The sequence below is a fragment of the Actinotalea caeni genome (assembly GCF_009733795.1).
GTDB classification, from domain to species: domain Bacteria; phylum Actinomycetota; class Actinomycetes; order Actinomycetales; family Beutenbergiaceae; genus Pseudactinotalea; species Pseudactinotalea caeni.
In genome coordinates this window covers 22,067-33,777 of record NZ_WNXX01000009.1, presented here as the reverse complement: position 1 = coordinate 33,777, position 11,711 = coordinate 22,067, and the positions used below count along the sequence as shown (strand labels likewise).

Below are 11,711 nucleotides of genomic sequence, written 5' to 3'. Positions count from 1 at the left end.
TCAGCGGGGGCCGACGGCGAGGACGACCTCGGCGTCGTAGCGCTGCGAGGACTCCATCGTGCCGCGGTACCAGGTGAGCAGCCGGCGGCTCGGGTCGCCCGGGACCGCGATCGGTCGGACGCTGCTCACGGCGGAGCCCTCGGTCACCGGCGTCCATGTCCAGGTCGTGCCGTCGGTGCGGCCGTGCAGGATCTCGTGCACACCGAGGTCGGCGCCGTCGCGCGGGTCGACCGGGGTCGACAGGTAGAGCGCGTCGAGGTCGTAGGGGTCGATGCTCGCCAGCCCGGTGTAGTCGGTCTCGTGCGGGACGAGGTGCGGACCGGCGTCGGCGACCACCTCGACCTGCCACTCGCTCGCGCCCGGGGCGAGCTCGGCCCGCAGCAGGGCGTGCGGCACCGGGTCGGTCGTGGAGAACGCGAGGTCGGTGCCGGCGGTGTCGTCGGTGCGGGCGGTCAGCAGCGCGACGAGGCGGCCGTCGGCCCCGCGGCGGATGTCGGTGGTCCAGCAGTGGCTGTAGGTGCGGCCGTCGATCGCGGTGCCGGAGGCGAACACGCGCGTGAGGTCCTCGGCGCGCGGTGCGGCCTGGTCGATGCCGCGGCCGAGCGGTCCGACGACGGTGCCGTCCGCGCGGTGCAGCGCGCCGTCGGCCAGGTAGCCGTGCCAGATCGAGGTCGGGTAGTCGCGCGGGTGGTGCTCGGTGATGACGACGTCGATGCGGTCCTCCGTCGCGGCGCCGGGCGTGACGTGCGTGCCCGAGGCGTAGCGGGCGTAGCCGTTGACGTAGCCGATCTTCGGGCGGGTGAGCAGCCGCCCGCCGAAGGACCAGGTGTCGCCGTCGTCGTCGGAGACCAGGTAGCAGGGGTCGTCGTTGACGGCTCGCACGAAGCAGTAGAGCCGGCCGTCGAGCGCGTGCACGTTCTGATAGGTGACGCCCCGCCCGGGCGTGAACGGCGGCGCGGGCTCGGTCGCGCCGAACACGGGCGTCCAGGAGAACGAGTGCTCGGGGCCCCAGGTGGTGGGGTCGCCCGGCTCGCTGACGCGCCAGAACGTGTGCTCGTCGGCCTTGTGGCGCGAGTAGACCGCGAGCCAGCGGCCGTCGGCGCGCCGCCACAGCGCCGGGTTGTCGTGGTCGTCCGCCTCGAACCCGGGGTGCAGCACGACCCGCTGCGCGGTCGGCTCGCCCGACCCGAGGTCGACGACGGTCAGCTGCAGGTCGCCGCCGCGCGTCTCGCCGTCGCGCCCGGCGGGGGAGGCGACCGAGCCGATGACGACGGTCCCGCTCGCCGGGTCCGCGAGGGTTCGCTCGTCCTGGAACCAGCACCAGCCACCGTTGGTCTCGACGACGCTCACTGAGTCGAACATGGGTGAGACCCTTCCACGGATCGTCGTGCTGGGGAAGCGCTTGCCGCGGGACGGTCGCCGCCGGCCGGACCACGCGCCGTCCGACGTCGACCCCGTACCTCCGGGCCGAGCCCGTACGGTGCACCGTACGAGCTCGGCGGGACGGTACGAGCTCGCCGGCGACGATGCGTGCGGAGGGGTGCGATCTCCGGCCTCGGCGGCGCGACCCTGTGGTCTGCTGGTCCGATGGTGCGCGTCGGCTTCCACGCCTCTCACGAGCAGATCTCGCCCCGCCAGCTGCTGGCCGACGTCCAGCACGCCGAGCGGGCCGGCTTCCACATGGCGATGTGCTCCGACCACCTCGCGCCCTGGACGACGGCGCAGGGCCACTCGGGTTACGCCTGGTCCTGGCTCGCGGCCGCGCTGGCCACCACCGATCTCGAGCTCGGCTGCGTGAGCGCGCCGGGGCAGCGGTACCACCCCGCCGTGATGGCGCAGAAGATCGCGACGCTCGGCCAGATGTTCCCCGGCCGGTTCTGGGTCGCGCTCGGCAGCGGCGAGGCCGCCAACGAGCACGTCACCGGCGACCGCTGGCCCGCCAAGGCCGAGCGCGAGCAGCGCCTCGACGAGAGCGTCGAGGTCATCGCCCGGCTGCTCGACGGCGAGGAGGTCAGCCACCACGGCGCGGTCACCGTCGACCGGGCGCAGGTGTGGGAGCGGGCCGACCCCCGCCCCCGGCTGATCGCGCCGGTCGTCTCCGCCCCCTCGGCGCGGCGCGTCGCCGGCTGGGCGGAAGGCCTCGTCACGGTCAACCAGCCGCACGAGACGCTCCGCGAGGTGATCGCGACCTACCGCGACGCCGGCGGCCGCGGCCCGCTCGCGCTGCAGCTGCACCTGTCGTGGGCGCCCACGCAGGAGGAGGCCGAGGCGATCGCGATGGACCAGTGGCGCGGCAACGCCGTCGGCCCCCCGATCGCGTGGGACGTCGACACCCCCGCCGGGTTCGACGCGATCGCTGCGCACGTGCCGCGCGAGTCGGTGATGGCGACCGTGCGCACCTCCGCCGACCTCGAGCAGCACGTGGCGTGGCTGCGTGAGTACGCCGAGCTCGGCTTCGACGACATCTACCTGCACCACGTGGGCCAGCGGCAGGCCGACTTCATCGACGCGTTCGCCGCCGAGGTGATCCCCGCCGTCACCGGCTGACCGACCGACCGCTTTCGAGAAGGGCCCGCCGTGCGCATCACCGAGACCAGCGACATGTGGTGGAAGAACGCCGTCGTCTACTGCCTCGACGTCGAGACCTTCCTCGACTCAGACGGCGACGGCGTGGGCGACCTCGCGGGCCTGGCGCAGCGCATCGACTACCTCGCCCAGCTCGGCGTCACGTGCCTGTGGCTGATGCCGTTCTACCCGAGCCCGCAGCGCGACGACGGCTACGACGTCACCGACATGTACGGCGTCGACCGGCGCTACGGCGACCCCGGCCACCTCGTCGAGGTGATCCGCACCGCCCACGACCGCGGCCTGCGGGTGATCGCGGACCTGCTGGTCAACCACACCTCCGACAAGCACCCGTGGTTCGTCTCGGCACGACGCAGCACGACCTCCCGCTACCGCGACTACTACGTGTGGCGCGACACCGAGCCGCCCGACACCTCCGACCAGGTGGTCTTCCCCGACAAGGAGGACTCGATCTGGGAGCTCGACGAGCGCACCGGCGAGTGGTACCTGCACCACTTCTACCGGCACCAGCCCGACCTCAACGTCGCCAACCCGGCGGTCGTCGAGGAGATCATCCGCGTGATCGAGTACTGGCTCGAGGTGGGCATGGACGGGTTCCGGGTCGACGCCGTCCCGTTCTTCGTGTCCGACGTCGAGACCGGCGCCGGCCAGCACGCGACCGACCCCCACCGCCTGCTCGAGCAGGTGCGGGCGTTCCTCGTGCGCCGCCGCGGCGACGCGGTGCTGCTCGGCGAGGTCAACCTGCCCTATGCCGACCAGGTGCGCTTCTTCGGTGACGGCGAGGGCAACCAGCTGCACATGATGTTCGACTTCGCGGCGATGCAGGCGACCTACCTGTCGTTCGCGCGCGGCGACGCCCGGCCGCTGCGGGACACGCTCGCGCGCCGCCCCGAGATCCTGCCCACCTGCCAGTGGGCCACGTTCCTGCGCAACCACGACGAGCTCACGCTCGACCAGCTGTCCGAGGACGAGCGCCAGGAGGTCTTCGACTCCTTCGGCGCCGACCCGGAGCTGCAGCTGTACGGGCGCGGGCTGCGGCGTCGTCTGCCCCCGATGCTCGACGGCGACCCGCGCCGGATCCGGATGGCGTACAGCCTGCTGTTCTCGCTGCCGGGCTCGCCGACGCTGTTCTACGGCGAGGAGATCGGCATGGGCGAGAACCTCGACATCCCCGGGCGGATGTCGGTGCGGTCGCCGATGCAGTGGTCGTCGGGCCGCAACGGCGGCTTCTCCTCGGCGGCCCCCAGCCGGCTGCCCCGACCGGTCACCGGCGACGGCTACGCGCCCGAGCACGTCAACGTCGCCGACCAGACCCGCGACCCGGGCTCGCTGTGGAGCTGCATCCGGTCCTTGATCTGGCTGCGCCGCACCTGCCCGGAGATCGGGTGGGGCCGCTACGAGGCGATCGACGTCGGCGCGCACCAGGTGCTCGCCCACCGGTGCGACCTCGAGCAGGCCGCGACGATCGCGCTGCACAACCTCGGCCCCGACCCCGTCGTCGTCACGCTGCCGCCCACCGGGGACGACGAGGAGGTCGAGCTGGTCGACGCGTTCGACCACGCCCACCTCGCCGCCGCCACCGAGCCGGTCGACATCACCCTCGACGGCTACGGCTACCGGTGGCTGCGGCTGCGCCGCGCCGGCGAGGCGATCATCCCGTAGCGCCGCGCCCACCGCCCCGGTTTCACCGCACTTTGCAACAAGGCCCCGTTTCACCGCACTTTGCAACAAGGCCCGGTTTCACCGCACTTTGCAACAAGGCCGGGTTCCACCGCACTTCTTGCCGCGCCGACGGCGCGCGGCTCACCTGTCCGACGTCGCTGATCTCCTGCTTCCGCCGGTCGGCACATGGCCCGCCGTCGTCCCGGGTGGCGCCGTCAAGACTCGGTGACGGGCGGGCAGGTGCGCCGAGACGAGGGAGCGGCAAGAACAGCGGTGAAACCTGGCGAGACGCCAGGCGTGCGGTGAAGGGCCAGCGAGTCTCGCGCCGTCGGGCCGTGTTCCAAAGTGCGGTGAAAGCGGCGGTTGTTCCGAAGCGCGGTGAAACCGGCGGTTGTTCCGAAGTGCGGTGAAACCGGGGCTGTTGCAAAGTGCGGTGAAACCCGGGCGTGTTGCAAGGTGCGGTGAAAGTGCGGTTGGGGGTGGCGGGGCGGGCGTGGGCCTTGACGACCGGACCGCCTGCTGGCAGAGTGGTTTGCAAAGCAAACCTCTCTGCAACCGACGGAGCATCATGACCGACCGTGACGACGAGCAGCTCGACGGCGGGGCCACCACGCCCGCCGAGGCGCTCGCGGCGATCCGCGCCTCGCAGGAGGCGGTGCGAGACCAGACCCGCCCCGACTCCACCCGGATGTTCGTCGTCTGGGGTGTGGCCTACCTCGTCGCCTACGTGGCGCTGTACCTCGGGTTCGACCGCGAGGGCCAGACGCCTGGCGGGTGGTCGCTGGCGGTGCTCGGCGTGAGCGTGGTCGCGGCGATGGCCTACACGGCCGTCCACATCACGCGGCGCACGTCGGGCATCCGGGGCAGCAGCGCGATGGTCGGCCGGATGTTCGGCTGGGCGTGGGTGCTGGGCTTCGGGTTCGCGGCCGTCATCGTGGGCTCGGTCGCCGCGGCGGGCGCACCCCCGCTCGCGGTGTCCATCCTCGCCAACGCGGTGTTCCTGCTCGTCGTCGCGGCGCTCTACATGGCCGGCGGCGCCCTGTGGCGGGAGTGGCCGATGTTCGTGCTCGGCGCCTGGTTCGCCGTCACGGGCGCGGTCGCCGCGATCGTCACCCCGCCGAACGGATACCTCGTGCAGGCGGTCGCCGGCGGCGGCGGCTTCCTCGTGGCGGCGCTCGCCACCGCGCTGCTGGCTCGGAGGGAGGCATGAGCGAGCTCGAGCTGGACCCGGTCATCCACGCCCAGGCCCGGCTGCGCGTGGTCGCCACGCTCGCCGGGCTGCCCCGCGGCGACCGGATCGCCTTCCCCCGGTTGCAGAAGGTCCTCGACATGACCGCCGGCAACCTCTCCACCCACCTGCGCAAGCTCGAGGACGCCGGCTACGTCGCCGTCGAGAAGGCGTTCGAGGGCCGCAGCCCGGCGACCTACCTGTCGCTCACGCCGACCGGTCGGCGCGCGTTCGAGACGTACACCGCCTCCCTCGAGGCGCTCCTGAAGGGATCACTGGAATGACCACCGACACCCGGCGCGAGACGCTCGCGCCGACCGCGTCGAGCACCGAGCCCGTCGTCGCGGTCGACGGCGTCCGCCGCACCTTCGGCGACGTCGTCGCGCTCGACGGCGTCAGCCTCGCCGTCCGACCCGGCGAGATCGTCGGGCTGCTCGGCCCCAACGGGGCCGGCAAGTCCACGCTGCTCTCGCTGGTCACCGGACAGCGCAAGCCCGACGCCGGCACCGTCCGGCTGTTCGGGCAGGACCCGCGGCTGCCGGCGGCCCGCATCGGGCTCGGCGTCACGCCGCAGGAGACCGGGCTGCCGCCGTCGCTGACGGTCGGCGAGGTCGTCGACCTCGTCAGCGGGCACTACCCCGACCCGATGCCGCGCGCCGAGCTGCTCGAGCGGTTCGACCTCGCCGACCTCGCCCGCCGGCAGACCGGCGGCCTCTCGGGCGGCCAGAAGCGGCGGCTGGCCGTCGCGCTGTCGCTCGCCGGCCGACCCCGCCTGGTGCTGCTCGACGAGCCGACCACGGGGCTGGACGTCGAGGGCCGCCGCGCCCTGTGGCAGGCCGTCCGCGACTACCACCGCGAGGGCGCCACCGTCGTCGTCACCAGCCACTACCTGGAGGAGATCGAGGCGCTCGCCGAGCGGGTCGTCGTCATCGGCTCCGGGCGCGTCCTGGCCGACGACACCCTCGGCGCCGTCGTCGCCCGCGTGCAGGCGCACCGGGTCGCCTTCCGCAGCACCGCCGCGGCGGCCGAGCTGGCCGCCCTGCCCGGCGTCACCTCGGTCGAGGTCGACGGCGACCGCCGCACCCTCCTCACGTCCGACTCCGACGCGCTCGTCCGCAGGCTCGTCGTCGACGGCGTGCCGTTCACCGACCTCGAGGTGCGAGGCGCCTCGCTCGAGGAGGCCTTCCTCGCCCTCACCGAGAAGGAGGCAGCATGACCGCCACCACCACGCGCGACGCCGGTGCGCCGGTGCGCGCCGCGACCCCGCCGGGGTTCGTGCGCCTGACCCTGCTGCACGCGCGCTTCCACGTGCTGGAGACCGTGCGGATCCCGATGGCCGTCATCGGCAACCTGCTGTTCCCCACGCTGGCGATGTTCTTCTTCGTCGTCCCGCAGCAGGTCATCACCTCCGACCCGCTGCTGTCGGTGATCTCCGTCGGCGGGCTCGCGATGTTCTCGGTGATGAGCACCTTCCTGTTCACGTTCGGCGTCGGCGTCGCCGAGGACCGGGCGCTGCCGTTCGACCCGTACCTGCGCACGATGCCCGCCGGTGCCGGTCCGCGCCTGACCGGCCGGGTGCTGTCGGCGTCGCTGTTCGCGCTGCTCGGTCTCGTGCCGCTGGGGCTGGTCGCCGGGATCTTCACCGCGGCGGCCCCTGCGCTGCCGCGGCTGCTGCTCGGCGTCGCCACCCTGCTCGCCGCCGGGGTGCCGTTCCTCATGCTGGGCCTGTTCGTCGGGTACCGGCTGAGCAGCAAGGCCGCGATCGCCGTCGTGCAGCTCGTGCTGTTCCCGCTGGCGTTCGCGGGCGGCCTGTTCATGCCCGCCGAGATGTTCCCGGACTGGCTGGCCACCGCCTCGACCTTCCTGCCCAGCCGCGCCGCACGCGACCTCGTCATCGGGGCGCTCTCGGGCGTCGAGGTCTACGCCTACGCGCTGCCCGTGCTCCTCGGGTGGGGTGTGCTGTTCACCGTGCTCGCGGTGTGGGCGTACCGCCGCGACGAGGGGCGCCGGTTCCGCTGACCGCTCCGCACCGCTCGCCCTCCGCGCCACCGCGCGCGGCCGGGTGGGCGGCGCAGGTCTGCGACCCCGCGGGGCCTACCATGCTCCCCATGCGCGTGACGATGCGTGATGTCGCCGCTCGTGCGGGCGTCTCGCTCAAGACCGTCTCGCGTGTGGTCAACGGCGAGCCCCACATCCGCCCCGAGACCCGAGACGCCGTGCAGGTCGCGATCGCCGACCTCGGCTGGACCCCCAACGCCGCCGCGCGCTCGCTGCGCACCGGGCGTACCGGCGTCGTCGGCATCGTCGTGACCGAGCTGCGACGGCCGCTGCTGGCGGCGCTCGTGGAGACGCTCGTGACCGAGGCCGACGCGCGGGGCCTGCAGGCCGCGGTCGAGCCGGTCCACCGCGACGACGACCGGCTCGCCGAGATCTGGGCGCAGCGGGGCGTCACCTTCGACGGGCTCCTCGCCGTCGACCTGCCCCGGCTCCCCGAGCCCTCGGGGGCCGACGGCGTCCCGGTCGTGCGCGTCGACGTCACCGAGGTCTCCGGTCACCCGGGCTGCGACCGAGTCGCGGCCGACCTCGAGCAGGCCGCCGAGCTGCTCGCGCGCCACCTCGCGGTCATGGGCCGCCGTCGGCCGGTGCAGCTCGGGGCCGGCCCGCTCGTGGCGCGCGACGACATGCCGCTGGTCGACCTGGGCGGGACCCCCGACCGTGCCGCCGGCTACCGGGCGGCGCAGCGTGCTGTCGTCGGCCACCCGGGCGTCGACGCGCTCGTGTGCGCGACCGACGAGGTCGCGCTCGGTGCGCTCGCGGGGCTGCACGCCGCCGGCCTCGCGGTGCCCGAGGACGTCGCCGTGACCGGCTACGGCGCGCTCGACGACGGCTGGTTCGCCACGCCGTCGCTGACGACCGTCGACCCGGAGCCCGCGACGCTCGCCCGCCGTGCCGTCGACGTGCTCGCGCGCCGGCTCGCCGGGGGCGAGGAGCCGGCCGTCGACGTGCGGGTGCCGGTCACGCTGCTGCGGCGGGAGTCGACGCTGGGCCCGGGGGCCCGATGAGGCGCCCCACCCTCGACGACGTCGCCGCGGTCGCGGGGGTCTCCGCCAAGACGGTCTCCAACGTGCTGCTGGAGCGTCCGCACGTCGCGGCCGCGACCCGGGCGCGGGTGCTGGCCGCCGTCGAGCAGGTCGGCTACCGGGTCAACCGGGCCGGGCGCGGGCTGGCGTCGGGACGCAGCGGCCGGATCGCCGTCGTCGTCCCCAACCTGCACCAGCCGTACTTCGCCGAGACCGCCGAGCGGCTCATCCTCGAGCTGGCCGACCGTGGGCTCACGAGCACGCTGCGCATCGCCCCCGACCGGCAGACCGAGCGCGACGCGGTCCGCGGCCGCACGACCGCCGACGCCGACGGCGTCATCATCTGCCCGCACTTCTCGGTGCCCGACGCGCTCGACGGCGCCCCGCCCGCACGCCCGCTCGTGCAGCTGGGCGGTGGCGCCTCGGGGCTCGTCGACACCGTTGTCATGGGGGAGCGCGAGGGCGCGGAGGCTGCGACCAGGCACCTGCTCGACACCGGCCGCCGGCGGCTGGCGCTGGTGTGGAACGCCTCGCCGGCCGGCGCGCCGACCGGCGAGCGGTACGAGGGCTTCGTGGCCGCCCATCACGCGCACGGACTGGAGCCGGACCCGGCGCTCATGGTCGCCGGCTCCGACTGGGACAGGCGGGCCTCGGGGTACGAGGCGATGACCGGGCTGCTGCGTACCGGGCTGCCGTTCGACGGCGTCGTCGGCGTCAACGACGCCGTCGCGGTCGGTGCCCTGCGCGCGCTGCGACGGCACGGGGTCCGGGTGCCCGAGGACGTCGCGGTCACCGGCTTCGACGACACCGACGAGGCGGGTTTCACGGTGCCGCCGCTCACCTCGGTGAGTCCCGAGACGGCCGAGATGGTGAGCATCGCCGTCGACATGCTGCTCGAGCGGCTCGGCGGCCTCGCGACGGCGGGGCGCACCCGGCGCACGGGCGCCCACCTCGTGCCGCGCGCCTCGAGCGCCGCGCCCGCGGACTAGCCCCGACCTCGCACGCTCGCGCTGCCGCGGCCACCTCGTGACGGTCCCGCGCGGCGGCCCGTCGCACGCGTCGTCGGCGTCGCCGTGCCATCCCGCTGCGCGCCGTGCCCCCTTTCCGGGCGCCGCACGGGCACGACGCGGAGGCGGCGGGGCCTCCGTCGCCGCGAACGATGTTAGCGATCACATCGATTGCTGTCCTGCTATTGACAACGCTGAATGTCCGTCCCTACTCTCGCCGAGGCATCGACCCCACAGGAGCGGACCGTGACCCACCTCGCCACCGAGCGCGCAGCGCCGGCGCTGCCGCGCGCGGCGCGCAGCCCCCACCAGCCCCTCGCGATCCCGGCCGTGCGGCTGGGCGAGGGCGGGGTGCTCGGCGGCTGGCAGCGGCGCAACGCCGAGGCGACGATCGGTCACTGCGTCGCCCAGCTCGAGAGCTCCGGCGTGCTCGACAACTTCCGCCGGGTCGTCGGCGAGTCCGGGGCGCCGTACCGCGGTTTCGTCTTCGCCGACTCCGACCTCTACAAGACGATCGAGGCCGTCGCGTGGGAGATCGCGCGCAGCGGCACCGACCGGTGGGACGCCTGGCTGGACGACGTCATCGGCCTCGTCGCCCGGGTGCAGGAGCCGAGCGGCTACGTCATGACCTGGATCCAGGGGGTGCACCCCGAGAAGCGGTTCGCCGAGCTGCACTGGACCCACGAGATGTACGTCGCCGGGCACCTCATCCAGGCGGCGGTCGCGCTCGACCGCGCCGCGGGCCGCGACGACCTGCTCCGCATCGCCACGGCGTTCGCGGACCTCCTCGACCGGCGCTTCGGGCCCGGCCGCGAGGAGGGCGTCTGCGGCCACCCCGAGATCGAGACCGCGCTCGTCGAGCTGTACCGGCACACCGGAGTCGAGCGCTACCTGGCGCTCGCCCAGCGGATGGTCGACCTGCGCGGCCGGGGCCTGCTCAAGGTCGGCAACCTCGGTGCGACCTACTTCCAGGACCACGCCCCGGTGCGGCAGGCGCGCGACGCCGTCGGGCACGCGGTGCGCCAGCTCTACCTCAACGCAGGCGTGACCGACGTCCACCTCGAGACCGGCGAGCCCGCGCTGCTCGAGGCGATGCAGGCGCAGTGGGACAGCGCCCACCACCGCAAGATGTACCTCACCGGTGCCTTCGGGTCGCGGCACCGTGACGAGGCGTTCGGCGACGACTACGAGCTGCCGTCCGACCGCGCCTACGCCGAGACCTGCGCCACGATCGCCGACGTCCACTGGTCGTGGCGGATGCTGCTCGCCACCGGGGAGCCCGCCGCGTACGCCGAGACGATCGAGCGCGAGCTGCACAACGCGCTCGCGGCCGCGGTCGGCGACGACGGCACCACGTTCTTCTACGCCAATCCGCTGCAGCTGCGCCCGGACCGCTTCTCGGAGGAGAACGCCCCGCGCGAGCGGCGGGCCTGGTACTCCTGCGCCTGCTGCCCGCCGAACCTCGCGCGGCTGCTCGCGCAGGTCTCCGCCTACGTGGCCACCAGCACCGACGACGAGCTCGCGCTGCACCTGTACGCCGACGCCGAGATCGACGTCCCCGCACACCTCGGCGGCGGGGTGCTGCGCGTCGAGACCTCCTACCCCGACGACGGCGCCGTGCGGCTCCGGCACGATGGCGACCGGCCGCTGCGGCTCGCGCTGCGGGTGCCGTCGTGGTCGTCTCGCACCGTCCTGGACGGCGCTCCCGCCGAGGCCGACGCCGACGGCTACCTGCGCGTCGACCTCGCCGGCGCCGCCACGCTCGAGCTCGACCTCGCACCGCGGTGGACCCGCGCCCACCACCGGGCGGACGCGTTGCGCGGCGCCCGCGCGATCGAGGTCGGGCCGCGCGTCTACTGCGTCGAGCAGGTCGACCTGCCCGACGACGTCGCGCTCGACGACCTCGTCGTCGACGAGCGCGCACCGCTCGTCCGCGCCGACGGCGCCACGGTCCGGACGACGGCCGCCGTCCGGCCGCGCGCCGACGCGCTCTACGGACCGACCGAGCAGGACCTCTCCGCCGGCGAGGTCGCGGTCGTCGCGATCCCGTTCGCGCGGTGGGGCAACCGAGGCAGCTCCGCCATGCGGGTGTGGTTGCCAGTCGTCTAGACCGCGCGGCCGACCGGCCGCGCCCGGGACTCGAGGAGG

At 74.1% G+C, this 11,711-nt stretch carries 10 protein-coding genes; 9 read left to right on the top strand and 1 reads right to left on the bottom strand.

Translation table 11 applies throughout. The features are described 5' to 3' along the window. A complete protein-coding gene (locus GPA02_RS09555; RefSeq protein ID WP_156199700.1) occupies positions 1 to 1,362 on the bottom strand; it encodes a BNR-4 repeat-containing protein in 1,362 nt (453 codons plus the stop codon). Between the two features lie 225 nt (positions 1,363 to 1,587). Between GPA02_RS09555 and GPA02_RS09550 the strand changes: the two genes are divergently transcribed. From GPA02_RS09550 to GPA02_RS09510, 9 genes are all read left to right on the top strand, one after another. Further along, positions 1,588 to 2,547 carry a TIGR03885 family FMN-dependent LLM class oxidoreductase gene (locus GPA02_RS09550; protein ID WP_156199699.1) on the top strand — a complete coding sequence of 320 codons (960 nt, stop codon included), beginning with the start codon at positions 1,588 to 1,590 and terminating at the stop codon, positions 2,545 to 2,547. 30 nt (positions 2,548 to 2,577) lie between these two features. Beyond that, positions 2,578 to 4,248 (top strand): alpha-amylase family protein, encoded by a 1,671-nt coding sequence (locus GPA02_RS09545; RefSeq protein ID WP_156199698.1) that lies wholly within the window; start codon positions 2,578 to 2,580, stop codon positions 4,246 to 4,248. A 568-nt stretch (positions 4,249 to 4,816) separates the two neighbouring features. After that, positions 4,817 to 5,458, top strand: coding sequence for a hypothetical protein (locus tag GPA02_RS09540; protein ID WP_156199697.1), 642 nt, complete (start codon positions 4,817 to 4,819; stop codon positions 5,456 to 5,458). Next, positions 5,455 to 5,760 (top strand): transcriptional regulator, encoded by a 306-nt coding sequence (locus GPA02_RS09535; protein WP_156199696.1) that lies wholly within the window; start codon positions 5,455 to 5,457, stop codon positions 5,758 to 5,760. The genes GPA02_RS09540 and GPA02_RS09535 overlap by 4 nt, the downstream gene beginning before the upstream one ends. After that, positions 5,757 to 6,692 (top strand): ABC transporter ATP-binding protein, encoded by a 936-nt coding sequence (locus tag GPA02_RS09530; protein WP_156199695.1) that lies wholly within the window; start codon positions 5,757 to 5,759, stop codon positions 6,690 to 6,692. Before GPA02_RS09535 ends, GPA02_RS09530 begins: the two co-directional genes overlap by 4 nt. Next, a complete protein-coding gene (locus tag GPA02_RS09525; protein WP_156199694.1) occupies positions 6,689 to 7,495 on the top strand; it encodes an ABC transporter permease in 807 nt (268 codons plus the stop codon). Before GPA02_RS09530 ends, GPA02_RS09525 begins: the two co-directional genes overlap by 4 nt. An 89-nt stretch (positions 7,496 to 7,584) precedes the next feature. Beyond that, positions 7,585 to 8,538, top strand: a complete 954-nt coding sequence (locus tag GPA02_RS09520; RefSeq protein ID WP_240133974.1) for a LacI family DNA-binding transcriptional regulator — start codon at positions 7,585 to 7,587, stop codon at positions 8,536 to 8,538. Then, the gene (locus GPA02_RS09515; protein WP_156199693.1) at positions 8,535 to 9,545 is read left to right on the top strand and encodes a LacI family DNA-binding transcriptional regulator; all 1,011 of its coding nucleotides are present in this window, start codon (positions 8,535 to 8,537) and stop codon (positions 9,543 to 9,545) included. Before GPA02_RS09520 ends, GPA02_RS09515 begins: the two co-directional genes overlap by 4 nt. Positions 9,546 to 9,809: 264 nt before the next feature. Then, on the top strand, positions 9,810 to 11,672 hold the full coding sequence (locus GPA02_RS09510; RefSeq protein ID WP_240133973.1) for a glycoside hydrolase family 127 protein: 1,863 nt from the start codon (positions 9,810 to 9,812) through the stop codon (positions 11,670 to 11,672). Positions 11,673 to 11,711: the final 39 nt, after the last annotated feature.